The following is a 16,693-nucleotide window of genomic DNA, read 5'->3' on the forward strand; positions in this document are numbered from 1 at the left end:
CCGACGGGTCGGCTCCGCTACGATTCGCGCGCGCGTTACCGTGTCAGGGACGCGATGCACTGACAGGCAGTGCACGAAGCAGAGGAGATTCGCCTGATGGGTGCACAGATCGCCGGTCCCGCCCCGCTGCGGAACACCGCACTGCTCGGGCTGGGCGTGCACCGCCCCGAGCGGGTCGTGACCAACGACGAGATCTGCGAGCAGATCGACTCGAGCGACGAGTGGATCCAGTCGCGGTCGGGCATCAAGGAACGGCGCTTCGCGAAGCCGCACCCCGAGGAGTCGGTGGTGGACATGGCGATCACGTCGGCCCGCAAGGCGCTCGAGGCCGCCGACATCACCGGTGACCGCGTCGGCGCCGTCATCGTGGCCACCTCGACCTACCCGAATCAGACGCCGCAGTCCGCGGCCCTGGTCGCGCACGCCCTGGGCACCGGGGGCGCGGCCGCTCTCGACATCTCGGCCGGGTGCGCCGGATTCTGCTACGCGCTCGGCGTGGCGTCCGACATGGTGCGCACCGGCACCGAGGACTACGTGGTCGTCGTCGGCGTCGAGCGCATGAGCGACACCACCGAGCCCACCGACCGCTCGGTGCGGTTCATCTTCGGCGACGGCGCCGGCGCCGTGGTCGTCGGCCCGTCCGACGAGGTGGGTATCGGCCCCACCGTGTGGGGGTCGGACGGTTCCCAGGCCGACGCCATCCGCCAGGAACCGGACTGGGTGAGCTTCGCGGACAACCCCGATCAGAAGCGGCCCTGGATCATCATGGAGGGCACGGCGGTGTTCCGCTGGGCGGCCTTCGAGATGGGGAAGATCGCCCGCCAGGTCGCCGACAAGGCCGGGGTCGAACTCGCCGCCCTCGACGCGTTCGTGCCGCACCAGGCCAACCTGCGCATCAACGACGTCATCGTCCGCCAGCTCGACCTTCCGGAGACGGTGGCCGTCGCCGACGACATCATCGAAACGGGCAACACCTCCGCCGCCTCCATCCCCCTCGCGATGGAGAAGATGCTGCGCACCGGTCAGGTCCGGCCCGGCGGGCTCGCCCTGCTGCTCGCCTTCGGCGCCGGGCTGTCCTACGCGGGGCAGGTCGTGAAGATGCCGCAGCTCGCGCAGTAGTGGCCGCGGCGAACTCCGCCGGCCGCCGCCGGCTGTGGTTGCTCGCCTACGTGCTCGCCTTCGTCGTCTTCGTCGTCCTCCAGCAGACGTACGGCGGCGACGAGGCGGGCCCCGGACCGGCGCCGGCGCCGGCACCGTCGTCGGCTGCCGCAGCCGAGACAGTCGAACTGCTGAAGAGCCTTGCCGTGCGTGCACCGGACCCCTCGGGCGGGTACGACCGTGCCCAGTTCGGGCCGGCGTGGACCGACGACGTGACCGTCGCGGGCGGGCGCAACGGCTGCGACACCCGCAACGACGTCCTGAAGCGGGATCTGGTGAACATCAAGCTGGCGCCGGTGACGAAGGAGTGCACCGTCGAGGCGGGAACCCTGTACGACCCGTACACGGGCCGGGAGATCTACTTCCGGCGCGGGGTGGACACGTCGTCGGCGGTGCAGATCGATCACGTCGTCGCCCTGTCGGACGCGTGGCAGAAGGGCGCGCGACTGCTCGACGCGCAGACCCGCAAGAACCTCGCGAACGATCCCCGGAACCTGCAGGCCGTCGACGGCCCCACGAACCAGGGCAAGGGCGACAAGGACGCCGCGCAGTGGCTGCCCCCCAACTCGGAGTACCGCTGCACCTACGTGTCCCGGCAGATCGAGGTGAAGGCCGAGTACGGACTGTGGATCACGCCGGACGAGAAGGACGCGATGGCGGGCGTCCTGGCCACCTGCTGACCGCTCTCAGGCGCGGCGGTGCGCGAGGTACTTGCGGACCGCCGTCACCACCCCGACCGCCGAGGCGACGATCACCACGATGCACACGATGCCGACGGCGAGGTTCAGCTGTGCCGTCAGGTCCGAGCCCGTCCTGTCGCGCAGGTCGGACAGGAACTGGGCGGAGAAGTACGGCCGGTGCACGAGCACGGCCGTGGCCACCGCGACGGCGAGCAGATCGGAGACCACCGACAGTGCGGTGACGACGAGCGTCCAGCTGCGCACGGCCAGCGCGACGCTCGCCGAGATCACCCACAGCACCGCGACGGCCACCATCGCCGGCACCAGCCGGTCGGTGAAACCGGGGTCGAGCGCCTCGTACCCGGCGCCGAAGAACGACGGCGCCAGCGACGGGGACAGACCGGCCACCCCGATCAGCACGACCACCGCGAACACCAGCTCTGCGATCGCCTCCCCGACCGGGATCTCCCGGCCGTGCGGCACTGCGGGCAGGTCGTCCGGATCCCACCGCCCCAGATCCGTGCCGGTGGGCGCGGTGCGTTCGATCACCGCGAACACGACGGTCACCCAGAACGCGGCGTACACACCGCCGGTCAGGGCCGCGTCGATCGCGTCCCACACGACGCCGGCGCTGTCGAGCGGCGCGGCCGCGGGGTCGGTGGCCTCGGTCAGGGCGCCGAGCAGGGTCAGACCGCCGAGCACCGCCGCCACCACGCCGACGACGGGCCACAGCACGCGCAGATAGGTGTCGTAGAACTTCGGGCCGATCAGATGCCGCGGCGCACCCCGGTAGGTGCGCGCGAGATCCTCCGGCGAGCCGAGGGCGGCGAGCACCGCACGTACCTCGCGCTCGGCACCGGCGCCTTCGATGCGGCCGCGCACGTCGGCGGCCACCTCGGCGCGCCGGGACCGGGGCAGGTGGACGACGACGGCATGCACATACCGGTCGACGAGCTCGTCGTCGGTGAGGCGGGTGGGCATCCCGGTGTTCCTTCCGTTCGGCGCCGGCCTGCGAGCGGCCGGCGCGACGACCCGCGCCGCCCGGGACCGGGCGGTACTGTGCCGGTACACAGTATTGGGCAGGACCTGCGAGGGTGTGGGGCAGCGCGATGACGGCCGAGCCGCTCGACGAGTACTTCACCGCCACCGTCCGCGGCTGGAGCGCCGCGGCCGGGCAGGCGTCGGACGAACCGCTGCTGCGGTACTTCGACGCGCAACTGCAGTCCCGTCACCTCGACTTCGCGGCCCGCGAGATGCAGCGACGCGGTGCCGGGTTCTACACTATCGGATCGTCTGGCCACGAGGCGAACGCCGCGCTGGGGCTGCTGTCGCGGGTCACCGATCCGGCGCTGCTGCACTACCGGTCGGGTGCCTTCTACGCCGCGCGGGCGGCGCAGGTGCCGGGTACGACGCCGGTGCGGGACGTGCTCGCCGGGTGCGCCGCCTCGACGCTCGATCCGATCTCCGGCGGTCGGCACAAGGTGTTCGGCAACGCCGAGTTGAACATCCTCCCGCAGACCTCGACGATCGCTTCCCATCTGCCGCGCGCGGTGGGGACGGCGTTCGCCCTCGCCCGCGCGGCCCGATTGGGCCTGCAGTGCCCGTGGCCGGCGGATTCGGTGGTGGTGTGCAGCTTCGGGGACGCCTCCGCCAACCATTCCACCGCGGTCGGTGCGCTCAATGCGGCTGCCTACTGCGCGTACCGGGGCCTGCCGCTGCCGCTGCTGTTCGTGTGTGAGGACAACGGTCTCGGCATCAGTGTCCGCACGCCGGAGGGCTGGACGGAACGCGCCCTCTCCTCGTATCCGGGGGTGAGCTACCGCGCGGCCGACGGCGCGGACCCGATCGGCGTGCTCGCCGCCGTCGCGGACCTGCTCGTCGCCGTCCGGACCGCGCGCGCACCGGCCGTGCTGCATCTGAGGACGGTGCGGTTCCTCGGCCACGCCGGCTCCGATGCCGAGACCGCGTACCGCAGCCGTGAGGAGATCGCCGCCGACTATGCCCGGGATCCGTTGCCGGCCACCGCACGTATCCTCGTCGACCACGGAATGCTCACGCCCGCACAGGTGCTCGAACGATACGAGGCGATGCGTGCCGCCGTCGCCGCGGAGGTAGACGCCGTCGCGGACGCCCCCCGACTGGGATCGGCGGCCGAGGTGATGCGGCCGCTGCACGTGCACGGCCGGAGCCGGGTTCCGGACGGGCCGGAGCCTGCGACGACGGAGCCCTGCACGCTCGCCCAGGCCGTGAACGGTGCGCTCGCCGGAATTCTCGACGAGATACCGGAGTCGTTCGTGTTCGGGGAGGACGTGGCTGACAAGGGCGGGGTCTACGGGCTCACGCGTGGTCTGCTCCGCCGATTCGGGCCGCACCGCGTCTTCGACACCGTCCTCGACGAGCAGACGATCCTCGGCACGGCCCTGGGGTTCGCGGTGACGGGCCTGCTGCCGATTCCGGAGATCCAGTACCTGGCCTACCTGCACAACGCCGAGGACCAGTTGCGCGGCGAGGCGGCGAGCCTGATGTTCTTCTCCGACGGCCGTTTCCGTAATCCGATGGTAGTGCGCATCGCCGGCCTCGCCTACCAGCGGGGGTTCGGTGGGCACTTCCACAACGACAACTCCGTCGCGGTGCTGCGCGACATCCCCGGTCTGGTGCTCGCGGTGCCGAGCCGCCCGTCGGCGGCGGGAGCGCTGCTGCGCAGTTGCGTGCACCTCGCGCGCAGCGAGGGCCGCGTGTGCGTGTTCCTCGAGCCGATCGCGCTCTACCACGAACGCGACCTGTACGACGAGGGTGACGGGCTGTGGCGCGAGCCGCCCGATTCCGTTGCGGTACAGCCAGGCTCGGTGCGGTTGTACGGCACGGGGGAAGACGTGCTCCTTGTGACGTTCGGCAACGGCGTCCGGATGAGCCTGCGTGCGGCGCGTCGGTTGTCGGCGCGCGGTGTGCAGGCCGCGGTGCTGGACCTGCAGTGGCTGGCTCCGCTGCCGCTGGCCGAACTCCTCGCGTGCGCGCAGTCCTTCCCGCGCGTGCTGGTGGTGGACGAGACGCGGCGCAGCGGTGGGGTGTCGGAGGCGGTGGTCACCGCACTGGTGGACGCGGGCTACCGGGGCCGGATCTCGCGGGTCACCAGCCGCGACAGTTTCGTGCCGCTCGGCCCGGCGGCGGCCGAGGTACTGCTGTCCGAGGACGACGTCGTCAGCGCGGCCGCCGAGTAGCGGCGCTGTGGTCCGCCCGCGGTCCGCCCGCCGGGACGAAGGTCCCGGAAAGCGGGGACCTTCGCCGGGCGGAAATACCCGCCGGGGTACTTGAAGAGCCGGTGCCGGGCGCCTACAGTCGTCGGTGGATACCCCACCGGGTATCTGGGGGCGTGGAGGCCCAGCCTGCGTCCGCGCCTGCGTCACGGACGGAAAGGACTGTTCACATGTCGCTCCATTCAGGTGCCGCGCGACATCGAGTACTCGTCGTCGGGGGAGGCACGGCCGGCATCGCGACCGCAGCACGCCTGCGCCGGGCCGGAGTCACCGACATCGCGGTGATCGAGCCCTCCGACGACCACTGGTATCAGCCGCTGTGGACGCTCGTCGGTGGGGGACAGGCCTCGCTGGACGAGACCCGCCGAGCCGAGAAGAAACTGATCCCCGAGGGCGTCCGGTGGATCCGCGCCGCCGCGACCGCCGTCGACCCCGACGCGCAGACCGTCACGACCGATCGCGGGTCCGTCGTCGGCTACGACTACCTGGTCCTCGCCACCGGCCTGCAGCTCGACTGGGACGGCGTGCCGGGCCTCGCCGACGCCGTCGGGCACGGTGCCGTCTCGAGCAACTACTCCCCGCGGTACGCCCCCTATACATGGGAACTGATCCGCAACATGCGCTCCGGCACAGCGATCTTCACCCAGCCGGCGGGGCCGATCAAGTGTGCCGGCGCGCCGCAGAAGATCGCCTACATCGCCTCCGACTACTGGCGACGGCAGGGCCTGCTCGACAAGATCCGGGTGGTTCTCGTCCTGCCCGGCGACTCCATGTTCGGCATCGCGTCCTGGCGGCAGACCCTCGAGGGGGTCGCCGCGAGGTACGGCATCGAGGTCCGGCTGAGCTCGGAGATGACCGCGCTCGACGGACCGTCGCACAAGGCGACGATCGTGAACAACGCCACCGGCGCCGAGGAGATCCTCGACTTCGACATGCTCCACGCCGTGCCCCCGCAGCGCGCGCCCGGCTGGGTCGCAGCGAGCCCGCTCGCCAACCCGGCGAGCCCCTTCGGTTACGTCGAGGTCGACAAGCACACCCTCCAGCACCGCCGGTACCCCAACGTCTTCGCACTCGGCGACGTCGCGGACCTGCCGACGTCGAAGACCGGCGCCGCCGTGCGCAAGCAGGCGCCCGTCCTCGTCGCCAACCTCGTCGCCGAGATGCGCGGGGTCGGCAAGCGCAAGAGCTACGACGGGTACTCGTCCTGCCCGTTCGTCACCGCCCGGGACCGGATGATGCTCGCGGAGTTCGACTACGAACTCGAGCCGTCCCCGACCATTCCCGTCATCGACACCACCAAGGACCGCCGCGACATGTGGTTGCTCAAGCGCTACGGTCTGCCGGCGATGTACTGGCACGGGATGGTCAAGGGCCGCGTCTGAGCCCTACAGTCCGAGTCACGGCAGTCTGGTCACCGCCGCCGGCGCAGCGCGATCGGCTGCCCGTCGGACGGGTACGGCAACGACGTGAAGTTCAGTGGGGCAACATAATCGGACGGCGCATGCCAGCTGTACCCGAGCAGCAGGTGGTGCAGTACCGTCTTGATCTCGGCGCCGGAGAAGTACATACCCAGGCAGCGGTGCTCTCCGGCGCCGAACGGCGTCCACGCGAACTTGTGCACTCGGTCCTCGCGGCGTTCCGGGGCGAAGCGCCCGGGATCGAACTTCTCCGGTTCCGGCCACAACTCGGACATGTGGTGGCTGTAGTGCAGTCCGACGTTGATCAGGGTGCCGCGCGGCACGAAGTGGCCGAGGATGTCGGTGTCGGCGGTGGTGTACCGGACTATGCCGGGCACCGGCGTCACGAGCCGCTGGCATTCCTTGATCACCAGGTCCAGGCTGGTGAGGGATTCCAGGTCCGCCAGGGTCGGGGTGGTCGTACCGAGCGCCTCCGACTCCTCCCGGCACAGTTGCTGCCACTGCGGGAACTGGCCGAGGTACTGCAGCACGGTGGACAGCGTGATGGTCGAGGTGTCGTGCGCGGCCATCATCAGGAAGATCATGTGGTTGACGACGTCCTCGTCCGAGAACCGTTCGCCGTCCTCCGATTCCACGTGACACAGTGCGGTGAACAGGTCGTCTCCGTCCCCGGCGCGCCGCGCCGGCAGGTAGCGCCGGAAGAACTCCTCGAGCCGGCGACGGCCCACCACGCCACGGCGCCAGCGGGTTCCGGGCAGGGGGTAGCGCACGATCGCCGTGGCCGCCTGCACGCATCCGATGAAGGCCTTGTTCACCTCGGCCATCTCCGCGGCCGACGAACCCTCGGCGCCGCCCATGAAGATCGAGGTGGCGAGGCCGAGGGTGAGTTCCTTGAGCGCCGGGTAGGCGCGGAAGTCCTCGCTCGGTGTCCACGAGTCGAGGGCCCGGGCGATGGCGGGCTGCATCGAGTCCGTGTAACGCGCGAGGCGGTCCCGGGTGAAGGCCTGTTGCATGATCCGGCGGTGCGTGCGGTGCTCGTCGCCGTCGAGCAGCATCAGGCCGCGGTCGAAGAACGGGCCGATGAGGGTGCGCCAGCCCGGACCGTTCGCGAGTGCCCGGTCGCGGTTCTGCAGCGCGGCGCCGCAGGCGTCGGGGCCGAGCAGCACCACCCAGGGCCGGCCCGCGAACCGGAACCAGGACACCGGCCCGTGTTCGCGGTAGCGCCGGTCGTAGGCCTTCAGCGGGTTGCGCATGTAGTCGAGGGCGTACCCGACGTACGGCAGGCCGGCGTCCCCGGGAACGGCGGTCAGACCGGGCGGGGAGGGCGCGAGCACTTTCGTCATGAGGTCTCTCGATTCGTCGGACCATATCTGACATGAAGCTCTGTCAATTGACTGTAGCGTGGATCACGGACCGCGATCTGTCAAGATTCGACTATGGACCGGCCCAGTCGTCAGTACCGCGGAAAGAGCGCCGAGCAGCGCACGGCCGACCGCCGTGAGCAGTTGCTCGAGGCCGGTCTGACGGTGTTCGGCCGCGAGGGTGGGGACCGTGCCACCATGACCGCGATCTGCCAGGAGGCCGGGCTCACCGAACGGTACTTCTACGAGAGCTTCTCCGGCCGGGACGAACTGCTCGTGTGCGTCGTCGAGCGGATCGCCGACGAGATCCGGGAGCGCGCGCTGGCCGCACTCGCCGAGTCCGAGCGCGGGCCGGAGGAGCGCGCCCGCGCCGCCATCGCCGCGTTCGTCGCGGTCCTCACCGACGATCCGCGCAAGGGCCGGGTCGCCGTCGTCGAGTCCACGGGATCCGAGCCCGTGCGCGTCCGTCGCCGGGAACTGCTGCGCCAGTTCGCCGGCCTCGTCGCCGTCGAATCCCGCGAGCTGTGGGGCGACCGCGCGTTGCAGCCGCCCCACGACCAGATCGCCGCGCTCCTGTTCGTCGGGGGTCTCGCCGAGCTCACGACCGCCTGGCTCGGCGGCGAGATCGACGTGACCCCGGATCAGATCGTCGAGGCCGCGACCCGGCAGTACGCATTCACCGCCCACCGCTGAGGCTGTCGTCGCGCTCGGCCCGCTTCGCCCGCCGTCGCGTGCCCGGCATCCGCCACACGGGTTCGAGCGCCGCGGTCTCCTCGGCCGTGGCCACCCGGAACGGCGGCGTCGTGGGCGCCTCGAGGCTGCGACGGCCCTGGCCGCGCGTGGCGCGCAGGCTGGCGACGATCGACACGGTCAGGATCGTGGCGACGACACCCAGCGAGATCGGCGTCGGGATGTAGAACACGTCGATCTTGAGCAGCATCTTGATGCCGACCCACACCAGCACCAGCGCCAGCCCGATCTTCAGGTACACGAAGCGGTGGATCAGGTCGGCGAGCAGGAAGTACATCGCCCGCAGTCCGAGCACCGCGAATGCGTTGGCGGTGAAGACGAGGAACGGTTCGTCCGTGACCGCGAAGATGGCGGGGATCGAGTCGACCGCGAAGATGATGTCGGTGATCTCGATGAGGACGAGCACCGCGAGCAGCGGGGTGGCGAGCAGGGCGCCGCCGCGGCGGACGAGGAACTTCTGTCCGTGGTACGCGTCCGTCATCGGCACGTAGCGGCGGAACAGCCGCAGCGCCCGGGACTTCTCGGGATCGAGGTGCTCGTCGCGCTGCCGGATCATCCGGTAGCCGGTGTAGAGCAGGAACGCCGCGAACAGGTAGAGGATCCAGCCGAAGCTCGCGATGAGCACCGATCCCGCCGCGATGAACAGGCCGCGGAACACCAGGGCGCCGAGCACACCCAGGAACAGGACCCGGTGCTGGTACTCGCGCGGCACGGCGAAGTACGTCAGGATGATCGCCCAGACGAAGACGTTGTCGACGGCCAGCGACTTCTCGATCAGGTAGCCGGAGAAGTACTGCTGGCCGAACTCCGCGCCGTACTGCCACCAGATCAGCGCACCGAATCCGACACCGGTGCCGACCCAGAACACCGACCAGCCCGCGGCCTCGCGCACGCCGATCACGTGAGCACGCCGGTGCGCGAACAGATCCACGGCGAGCATCGCCACGATCGCGGCGAGCACCGCCGCCCACAACCACAACGGAACGGTCATCGGGACCACCCTTCAGCCTCGAAACGGCCGAAAGTCTTTCCCGGCTCCGGTGAGCCCGCTCCGCCGGGGAGCCGGTGAACGGCGCCCGAGTTGACGACGAAGCGCGGAGGGATACTCCCTTTCGCGAACTTAAATTAGTGAAGAGTATTTCTGGTTACTTGTCAAGAGGCGGGAGTGGCGTACAGAAGAGCGATACCGGAAATCGTGGTGCCCTGTGGTGTGCGGGTGAACTCCTCCGCCCGCCCGTCACTCACCGGCAGCGAGGACCGCCCCCGGGGCTGGACGTTCCTGACCAGCCACGCGCACGTGCTCCTGGGTGTCACGCGGGGCGGACACCCCACCGTCCGCGAGCTCGCGCAACGGATCGGGATCACCGAGCGCTCCGTGCAGACGATCCTCGCCGATCCGGTCGACGGCGGCTACCTCACCCGCACCCGGGTGGGCCGCCGCAGCACCTACTCGCTGAATCCGGAGGGCGGCTGCGGCATCCGCTCGAATCCGCACACCGTCGGCGAACTCATCGACGCGCTGCGCTGCGCGGAGGTGTCCGGCACGCGTCGTCACGGACACCTGCCTCGTGTGGCCACGGTCACGTGGCATGCTGGCGATCATGATCGACGTCGAACGTCCCAAACTGGAGGGCACCGTTGCGGTCGGAGGCGACCGCCGGATCGGATTCGCCGAGTTCGGATCGGCCCAGGGCCGCGCCGTGTTCTGGCTGCACGGCACCCCCGGGGCGCGCCGGCAGATCCCCGTCGAGGCACGTCGCTACGCCGAGCGCGAGCACGTCCGGCTCATCGGCCTCGACCGCCCCGGCATCGGCTCGTCGAGCCCGCACCGCTACGAGAACGTCCTCGCCTTCGCGGACGACCTGCAGATCGTCGCGGACACCCTGGGGGTGGACCGGATGGCGGTCGTCGGACTCTCCGGTGGCGGGCCCTACACCCTCGCCGCGGCGCACGCGATGCCCGAACGCGTCATGGCCGCCGCGGTACTCGGGGGTGTCGCACCCGTCGTCGGTCCCGACGCGATCAGCAGCGGCCTGATGCGGCTCGGCACGATGGTCGCACCGCTGCTCGCCGTGGCGGGTGTCCCCATCGGTATGGGCGTGACCTCGATCATCCGGGTCGTGCGCCCGTTCGCGTCGCCGATCATCGACCTGTACGGCCGGCTCTCGCCCGAGGCCGACCGGCAGTTGCTGGCCCGCCCCGAGTTCAAGGCGATGTTCCTCGACGATCTCCTCAACGGCAGCCGCAAGCAGATGGCCGCCCCCTTCGCCGACGTCGTGGTGTTCACCCGGGACTGGGGCTTCCGCCTCGAGGACGTCAAGGTGCCGGTCCGGTGGTGGCACGGCGACACCGACCACATCGTCCCCATGGAACACGGCCTCCACGTGGTGGGCCGGCTCCCCGACGCCCACTTCCACCACCTGCCGGGAGAGAGCCACCTCGGCGGCCTCGGCGTGTCCGAGGACATCCTCTCGACCGTCCTGCGGATCTGGGACGACGCCGACCGCTGACCCCTGGTGCCCAGTGGTGGCCCTGGTGGCCCGGGTGCCCGGTGGCCGTGCCCGTGGCCGTGGCCGTGGCCGTGACCGAATGTCACACCGCTTCGATGTGATCGAAGCGGTGTGACATTCGGTCGCCGCAGCGACGGGGTGCGCACGGCGCGTGCGGCTCCCGCGGGCCGATCACAGCCACCGGCGGGGCGGCTTCTTCACCCACATGATCTTCTCGTCCGCGGCGGTGGGGGAGGCCGCGGGGTGGTCGGGGTGTTGCGCGGCCCAGGCCGACTTCTCGTCGAGCAGCCGAGCGACGAGCGTCCACGTCTCCATCGTGCGCGGCGGGTGCGCCCCGGCCGCCCGTGCCAGCTTCCGGCGCACGTCCTCGCTCAGGGCCAGCAACTCCTCCGCCGTGATGCCGCGATTCCACGCGAACCGGGCGAGGACGATCGCCTTCTCCCGACGGTTGCGGGCTGCCTCGTCGGTGTGCGCGAAGTCCTCGTCGGTGGCCATGCCCTACAGGATTGGCCGCCGGCCGTGCCGTTGACAACCCACCCCGCGCGGCTCACGCTCGGTGCAGGCGTAGCTGCGGCCCGGGGGAGGACGACATGCCGGTGACTCCGATGGAACTCCCGGACGGCACCCCCGAAGACGTGCGGAGGCGTGCGGCGTCGGCCCCCCGGGTGCCGGTGTCGGATCCCACGCTCGGGCGCGACGTGCGGGTCGACGCCCGCGGAGTCCCACCGCACCGGCTCGTCGCGATCGGGGATTCGGTGCTGCAGGGGTTTCAGAGCGGCGCCGTCTTCCACACCGACGTCTCGGTACCCGCGATCGTCGCCTACGAACTCGGCTGGCTGCGCCGGTTCCGCTACCCTCGCTACGCCGGCCCGGGCGGGTTGCCGCTCAACATCGAACTGCTTCTGCGCGACCTGGAGCGACGCTTCGGGTCCTCGGTGAATGTGTGGGAGACACCCCTCGCGCTGTTCGCCGTGCGTGCGCTGATGGACGAGGTGGAGGACTACTGGGAGCGCGGACCCGGGCGGGCCGCGCCGGTGCCCGCGACGTACCGGCACAACCTGTCCTGCTTCGGCTGGGACCTGCGCGACGCCCTCAGCAAGACCGCCGCGACGTGCGAGGCGGCGATCGCCACGCCGAAGGACGACCTGCTCGACCAGATCGTGCAGAACAACGGCGAGCGGGCCGCGTTGCGGGTGTATCCACGCTGGAGCGACGAGGTGAAGGCGATGACGGTGTTCGACGCGGCCGCGGCCCTCGGCGACGACCACGACGACACGACCGAAGCCGGGATCGAGACGCTGGTGGTCTTCCTCGGCTCCAACAACGCGCTCGGGACGGTCACGGACCTGCGCATCGCGTGGAGCGGTCCCGACTTCCGTGACCTCACCGCGAAGGACGCCTACACCATCTGGCGACCAGAGCACTTCGCGTCCGAGTTCGCGGAGGTGGTCGATCGGGTGGCGGCGATCCGGGCGCGGCACGTCGTGTGGTGCACGATTCCCCACGTCACCATCGCCCCGATCGCCAAGGGTCTCGGCCACAAGATGGAACCGGGTTCGCCCTACTTCCCGTACTACACCCGCCCCTGGATCGAGGAGTCCCGGTTCGATCCCGCCCAGGACGAGCACATCACGGGAGCCGGGGCGTACTCGGTGGACGTCGCGATCGACCTCTACAACGAGCACATCGAGCAGGCAGTGGCCGACGCGCGCGCCGGAGCACACGGGCCGGCCCGGGACTGGTATCTGCTGGACGTGGCCGGTCTGCTCGAGCGTCTCGCGTCCCGGCGCTTCGTCACGGACGTCGGTGCCCGTCCGGCGTGGTGGACGCCCTATCCGCTTCCGCCCGCGCTCGCCGCGCTCGATCCCGTACCCGATTCGCGGTTCCTGACGGCCGACGGCCGAGGCGGTCGGGCCGCGGGCGGGCTGTTCTCCCTCGACGGTGTGCACCCGACGACGGTGGCGAACGGGATCCTCGCGCAGGAACTGATCAACGTGATGCGTCGCGCACGGGTGCAGTTCCATCACGCCAACGGCGGCGTGCGCCCCGATCCGGTGACGGTGGACTTCGAGCGGTTGATCCGCAGGGACACCCTCGTGCGGACGCCCCCGGGGAACATCGACTCGACGCTCGGCATTCTCGCGTGGGCGGACGAGGTCGGTGACCTCGTCCGTCGCACGCTCAGCTTCCGCGTCCGGTGATCAGTTCTCGACGGTGGTGGCCCGCCGGGTGATCAGCGCACCCCACAGTTCGGTCGCGACGGTGTGGGCGCGCCGGTGCGCCGGAACCGTGTCGGGAGTGGTGGTCAGGTCGGTGAGGGCTTCGCACAGGTCGACGATGTCGACGTGGAAACGCATCGAGGCGTCGAGCAGTTCGTCGAACGCCTGGTCTTCGCTGTAGGAGCGGCCCCGCGCGGCGCGGAGCAGGGTCTGCGCAGTGTCGAGTGCCGTCAGGCGTCGTACCGCAGGGATGTCACGGTGTGCTTCGATCGTCAATTGTCCGCCTCTGAGGTGTCGCCACTGGGCGTGTGTCAACTCGTTGTCGTGCGGGTACCCCGCCGGTTCGGCAGCTACCCGCTCTTGTGTCCTCCGTCACAGTACGAGGACTGCGTCGTCGTGTCCACCGTACCCGTGTTTATCCAGCGCAGGCCGGTGACGCGGAGCCGGGCCCGCGGGCGTTCCGTCTTCGATGTCCGAATTCGTCGCAGCTGCACGGGTTTCCGACATCGTGTATGTTGCGCGCCGCTCAAGTCGAAGGGCGGTGGTCGAGGAACCAGTCCCGCGCCTGCTGCGCCACGACCTCGAGCGTGCCGGGTTCCTCGAACAGGTGCGTCGCCCCGCGCACGATCCGCAGGTCGTGTTCGCACCGCATGGCCGCGGCGGCCTGCCGGTTCAGTTCGATCACCGTGCGGTCCAGGCCGCCGACGAGCATGAGCGTGGGGGCGCGGACCCGGCCGAGCCGGGGCATCGCGAGATCGGGTCGCCCGCCCCGGGAGACGACGGCGCCGATCTCCCGGTCCGGATCCGCGGCGGCCCACAGCGCCGCGGCAGCACCCGTGCTGGCACCGAAGTAACCGATCCACCCGGCCTCCGTGCGGACGAGGTCGGTCACTTCGCCGAGCCGGCCCGCGAGCAACTCGATGTCGAAGACGAGATTGCGGTCGCCCTCCTCGCCGGCCGTCAGCAGGTCGAACAGCAGCGTGCCCAGACCGGCGGCGTTCAGTTCCCCGGCGACGTACCGGTTGCGCGGGCTGAACCGGCTGCTGCCGCTGCCGTGCACGAAGATCACCAGGCCGTCCGAGCCGGCGGGGACGGTCAGGGTGCCGGCCAGGGCCACGTCGCGAAGCTCGAGCTCGACGTCTCGCGCGCTGTCGGCGGTGCTCATCGGATTCGGCTCAGGCGAGGGTGACCGTGCGGGTGTGCGAGCGGACCGCGTCCTGCAGGTCCTGGCGCGACAGGGTGTGCGGGCCGCACGCGCAGCGCGCGGGCACGCCGTCGTCCTCGAACTGCGTCGTCTCGAGGGTGTCGACGAATTCGGACCCGAGGGAGCCGCCGTGGTGTGCGGTCTCGGAGCGGTCGCGATTGCCGTGCGCCGTCGGCCCACCGCCGGCGACGAGCACCGGCCCCTCCGGGGTGCGGTAGACGGTGGCGACGTTGTGGCTGGCGGGGCACTTCACGCGGACGAGGGCGTGGTCACTGCGCTGGGTGCCCAGCGAATCGACGGCAGCACGAGCCATCCGGCGGCGGTCTGTGGGAAGGAGGTCGGGGATGTTCATGGCACCTATTGCACACCCGATCACGGCCGGATCGAGGGCTTTCGACGGCAACGGGCCCGATTCGCCCGTTGCGCTACCAGTGCTTCGGTGTGGTCACTGTGGCGGGCAGCCGGGTACGGCCGTCGCCGCGCGCGGAGTCGAGCTGGGACTGGACGAGGAACAGGCTGCCGGTGAGGTCGGCGCCGCGCAGATCCGCGTCCCTCAGGTCGGCGCCGATGAGGTCGGCGCGGCGCAGGTCGGCCTCGCGCAGGTCCGCGGCGACGAGGAGGGCGCCCCGCAGATTCGCGCCGTGCAGGTTCGCCCGCCGGAGCCTCGCGCCGACCAGGTCCGCGCCGCGGCGGTTCTTCCTGCGGCCGGGCACGGCGGCCCGGGCGAGTTCGCTCGCATGCAACAGCAGGGTGTTGATCTGCTGCCGATGCGCCGCGACGTCGAGGCGGGCGAGGGTGTCGGCGTCGCCGTTGCTCAGCCGGTCGGTCGCGGCCCGCGCAGCGCGCAGGTCCGCGCGGATCGGCCCGGAGGTGGGCAGGGCGGCCGCCTCGTCGAGATACCACAGCAGCTCGTGCAGTTGGCGCACGACGGGGAAGACGTCGAACATCTGCCGGGCCAGCTGCGGCGAGCGCCGCCAGTCCTCCCCGCCGAAGGTGACCTGTGAAACCTTCTGCCTCGCACCGAAGCAGTCGTAGACGGTGCATCCGGTGAAGCCCCGGGCCCGCAGGTCCCGGTGGATGCCGCATCGGAAGTCGTCCTGCAGGTTCGGGCAGGGCCGGCCCGCGTCCTTGTCGATCGCGAAGTCCGACGAGGCGGCGAACGGCAGAGCCACGCAACACAATCCGAAGCAGTCGGCGCAGTCGGCCAGCAGTTCCGGGCGGGGCACGGAGCGGTCGGGCAAGGGATACGTGTCCTTCTCGGCGGGCGGACGGTGGTCGGTGCGCCCGCCGAGCCTAGTCCGGACCGTCGTGCGGGGTCCCCTCCGGGCGGTCGTGAGGTGGACGCCACGACGGCTCACGTCCGCTGAGCCCGATCAGGCGATCGAGGTCCGGGGCGTCGTGGGGAACCGCGACGGCCGGCCCGAAGAGCCCGCCGGCTGCGCGCTCCTCGTCGGTGGTCGCGGCGACGAACGTCAGGCACGCGGCCAGCGCGGCAGGATCGCAGGAGAACTCCTGGTCGCTGGCAGTGGCGATGTCCCAGCCGTGGATCACGAGTTCGTCGAGCGCCACGATTCCCGCGACGTATCCGGGCAGGTCGATGCCGCCGGCCCGGGTGGTTCCGGTCCATGCGCCGGGGTCGTGCCACGCCTCGGCGAGGGCGAGGACCTGGGCGGGAATTCTGGTGCGCCAGTCGTCGCCGAGTCGGGAGGCATCCGCAGACGGTCTGTGGTCGGCGACAGCCTTCGTCGCGGCGGCGGTGAACGCCAGGGACAGTCCGCCCACGTGATCCACCAGGTCTCCGAGGGTGGTGCCCGCGCACGGGGTGGGACGCGCCAGTTGTTCGTGCGTGAGCGCGCCGACGAGCCGTGCCATCTCGTGGGCGGCCGGTGCCAGGTCGAGGATCTCGGACATGAGCGTTCCTTCCGGCGGCGGTGCGCTCATGGTGCCGCACCGGTCCGACAGGATCGGAGGCCGGTCTCGCGTCGGCCGGAAAAACCTGCAGTCGCAGCGGTAGACTTTCGGTAGCGAGGCCGATAACATCGAGGGCGTCAACGCGAAGGATCCGGAAGAGGGGCAACCGACGGGTTGCCGGCGAAGTTGCAGACGGGGGTGGTGCCCCACTCGGTTCTGCGGCTCCAC

General features: G+C 70.7%; 16 protein-coding genes and 1 pseudogene. 8 read left to right on the forward strand and 9 right to left on the reverse strand.

The window, feature by feature from the left end; translation table 11 throughout:
• Positions 1-96 precede the first annotated feature (96 nt).
• Positions 97-1,119: a beta-ketoacyl-ACP synthase III gene (locus QYS60_RS01120; protein WP_289381305.1), complete on the forward strand. Its 1,023-nt coding sequence runs from the start codon at positions 97-99 to the stop codon at positions 1,117-1,119.
• Entirely contained in the window at positions 1,119-1,838 is a 720-nt protein-coding gene (locus tag QYS60_RS01125) for an HNH endonuclease family protein (RefSeq protein WP_289381307.1), read from the forward strand. The genes QYS60_RS01120 and QYS60_RS01125 overlap by 1 nt, the downstream gene beginning before the upstream one ends.
• A gap of 6 nt (positions 1,839-1,844) precedes the next feature.
• Here QYS60_RS01125 and QYS60_RS01130 read toward each other — a convergent pair whose 3' ends face one another.
• Positions 1,845-2,819 (reverse strand): hypothetical protein, encoded by a 975-nt coding sequence (locus tag QYS60_RS01130; protein WP_371382179.1) that lies wholly within the window; start codon positions 2,817-2,819, stop codon positions 1,845-1,847.
• Positions 2,820-2,947: 128 nt separating this feature from the next.
• Here QYS60_RS01130 and QYS60_RS01135 point away from each other — a divergent pair, with 128 nt between their 5' ends.
• Both QYS60_RS01135 and QYS60_RS01140 read left to right on the forward strand, forming a co-directional pair.
• Positions 2,948-5,056 carry a thiamine pyrophosphate-dependent enzyme gene (locus tag QYS60_RS01135; protein WP_371382180.1) on the forward strand — a complete coding sequence of 703 codons (2,109 nt, stop codon included), beginning with the start codon at positions 2,948-2,950 and terminating at the stop codon, positions 5,054-5,056.
• Positions 5,057-5,262: 206 nt separating this feature from the next.
• Entirely contained in the window at positions 5,263-6,474 is a 1,212-nt protein-coding gene (locus tag QYS60_RS01140) for an FAD-dependent oxidoreductase (protein ID WP_371382181.1), read from the forward strand.
• Positions 6,475-6,503: 29 nt separating this feature from the next.
• Here QYS60_RS01140 and QYS60_RS01145 read toward each other — a convergent pair whose 3' ends face one another.
• Entirely contained in the window at positions 6,504-7,853 is a 1,350-nt protein-coding gene (locus tag QYS60_RS01145) for a cytochrome P450 (protein ID WP_371382182.1), read from the reverse strand.
• A 93-nt stretch (positions 7,854-7,946) separates the two neighbouring features.
• Between QYS60_RS01145 and QYS60_RS01150 the strand changes: the two genes are divergently transcribed.
• A complete protein-coding gene (locus tag QYS60_RS01150; RefSeq protein WP_054371329.1) occupies positions 7,947-8,564 on the forward strand; it encodes a TetR/AcrR family transcriptional regulator in 618 nt (205 codons plus the stop codon).
• Here the strand turns inward: QYS60_RS01150 and QYS60_RS01155 are convergent.
• Positions 8,548-9,612: a TerC family protein gene (locus QYS60_RS01155; RefSeq protein ID WP_289381321.1), complete on the reverse strand. Its 1,065-nt coding sequence runs from the start codon at positions 9,610-9,612 to the stop codon at positions 8,548-8,550. The two genes, QYS60_RS01150 and QYS60_RS01155, sit on opposite strands and share 17 nt — an antisense overlap.
• 219 nt (positions 9,613-9,831) lie before the next feature.
• Between QYS60_RS01155 and QYS60_RS01160 the strand changes: the two are divergent.
• Positions 9,832-10,143 (forward strand): annotated as a pseudogene (locus tag QYS60_RS01160) (MarR family transcriptional regulator); the annotation flags it as partial.
• A gap of 67 nt (positions 10,144-10,210) precedes the next feature.
• On the forward strand, positions 10,211-11,131 hold the full coding sequence (locus tag QYS60_RS01165; protein WP_371382183.1) for an alpha/beta fold hydrolase: 921 nt from the start codon (positions 10,211-10,213) through the stop codon (positions 11,129-11,131).
• 171 nt (positions 11,132-11,302) lie between these two features.
• Here the strand turns inward: QYS60_RS01165 and QYS60_RS01170 are convergent, their stop codons facing one another.
• Complete coding sequence (locus tag QYS60_RS01170) at positions 11,303-11,626, reverse strand: hypothetical protein (RefSeq protein ID WP_003939192.1); 324 nt, start codon at positions 11,624-11,626, stop codon at positions 11,303-11,305.
• Between the two features lie 95 nt (positions 11,627-11,721).
• Between QYS60_RS01170 and QYS60_RS01175 the strand changes: the two genes are divergently transcribed.
• Entirely contained in the window at positions 11,722-13,332 is a 1,611-nt protein-coding gene (locus QYS60_RS01175; RefSeq protein ID WP_289378083.1) for a hypothetical protein, read from the forward strand.
• Here QYS60_RS01175 and QYS60_RS01180 read toward each other — a convergent pair whose 3' ends face one another.
• The 5 genes from QYS60_RS01180 to QYS60_RS01200 form a co-directional block, all read right to left on the reverse strand.
• Complete coding sequence (locus QYS60_RS01180) at positions 13,333-13,626, reverse strand: ANTAR domain-containing protein (RefSeq protein ID WP_054371325.1); 294 nt, start codon at positions 13,624-13,626, stop codon at positions 13,333-13,335. It lies immediately after the preceding gene.
• A 250-nt stretch (positions 13,627-13,876) separates the two neighbouring features.
• On the reverse strand, positions 13,877-14,515 hold the full coding sequence (locus tag QYS60_RS01185) for a dienelactone hydrolase family protein (protein WP_371382184.1): 639 nt from the start codon (positions 14,513-14,515) through the stop codon (positions 13,877-13,879).
• Positions 14,516-14,525: 10 nt separating this feature from the next.
• Positions 14,526-14,906 carry a hypothetical protein gene (locus QYS60_RS01190; RefSeq protein ID WP_289378081.1) on the reverse strand — a complete coding sequence of 127 codons (381 nt, stop codon included), beginning with the start codon at positions 14,904-14,906 and terminating at the stop codon, positions 14,526-14,528.
• Between the two features lie 73 nt (positions 14,907-14,979).
• Positions 14,980-15,726 carry a pentapeptide repeat-containing protein gene (locus QYS60_RS01195; protein WP_371382189.1) on the reverse strand — a complete coding sequence of 249 codons (747 nt, stop codon included), beginning with the start codon at positions 15,724-15,726 and terminating at the stop codon, positions 14,980-14,982.
• Between the two features lie 121 nt (positions 15,727-15,847).
• Positions 15,848-16,465, reverse strand: coding sequence for a TIGR03086 family metal-binding protein (locus QYS60_RS01200; RefSeq protein ID WP_289378080.1), 618 nt, complete (start codon positions 16,463-16,465; stop codon positions 15,848-15,850).
• Between the last annotated feature and the right edge of the window lie 228 nt (positions 16,466-16,693).

The organism is Rhodococcus sp. GXMU-t2271 (assembly GCF_041414735.1).
GTDB classification, from domain to species: Bacteria; Actinomycetota; Actinomycetes; order Mycobacteriales; family Mycobacteriaceae; genus Rhodococcus; species Rhodococcus indonesiensis.

What these genes read in the sequence shown, in the direction of transcription:
- QYS60_RS01120 (WP_289381305.1), top strand. Translation starts at nt 97, where the DNA reads ATGGGTGCACAGATCGCCGGTCCCGCCCCGCTGCGGAACACCGCACTG.
- QYS60_RS01130 (WP_371382179.1), bottom strand. Translation starts at nt 2,819, where the DNA reads ATGCCCACCCGCCTCACCGACGACGAGCTCGTCGACCGGTATGTGCAT.
- QYS60_RS01135 (WP_371382180.1), top strand. Translation starts at nt 2,948, where the DNA reads ATGACGGCCGAGCCGCTCGACGAGTACTTCACCGCCACCGTCCGCGGC.
- QYS60_RS01140 (WP_371382181.1), top strand. Translation starts at nt 5,263, where the DNA reads ATGTCGCTCCATTCAGGTGCCGCGCGACATCGAGTACTCGTCGTCGGG.
- QYS60_RS01145 (WP_371382182.1), bottom strand. Translation starts at nt 7,853, where the DNA reads ATGACGAAAGTGCTCGCGCCCTCCCCGCCCGGTCTGACCGCCGTTCCC.
- QYS60_RS01150 (WP_054371329.1), top strand. Translation starts at nt 7,947, where the DNA reads ATGGACCGGCCCAGTCGTCAGTACCGCGGAAAGAGCGCCGAGCAGCGC.
- QYS60_RS01155 (WP_289381321.1), bottom strand. Translation starts at nt 9,612, where the DNA reads ATGACCGTTCCGTTGTGGTTGTGGGCGGCGGTGCTCGCCGCGATCGTG.
- QYS60_RS01165 (WP_371382183.1), top strand. Translation starts at nt 10,211, where the DNA reads ATGCTGGCGATCATGATCGACGTCGAACGTCCCAAACTGGAGGGCACC.
- QYS60_RS01170 (WP_003939192.1), bottom strand. Translation starts at nt 11,626, where the DNA reads ATGGCCACCGACGAGGACTTCGCGCACACCGACGAGGCAGCCCGCAAC.
- QYS60_RS01175 (WP_289378083.1), top strand. Translation starts at nt 11,722, where the DNA reads ATGCCGGTGACTCCGATGGAACTCCCGGACGGCACCCCCGAAGACGTG.
- QYS60_RS01185 (WP_371382184.1), bottom strand. Translation starts at nt 14,515, where the DNA reads ATGAGCACCGCCGACAGCGCGCGAGACGTCGAGCTCGAGCTTCGCGAC.
- QYS60_RS01190 (WP_289378081.1), bottom strand. Translation starts at nt 14,906, where the DNA reads ATGAACATCCCCGACCTCCTTCCCACAGACCGCCGCCGGATGGCTCGT.
- QYS60_RS01200 (WP_289378080.1), bottom strand. Translation starts at nt 16,465, where the DNA reads ATGTCCGAGATCCTCGACCTGGCACCGGCCGCCCACGAGATGGCACGG.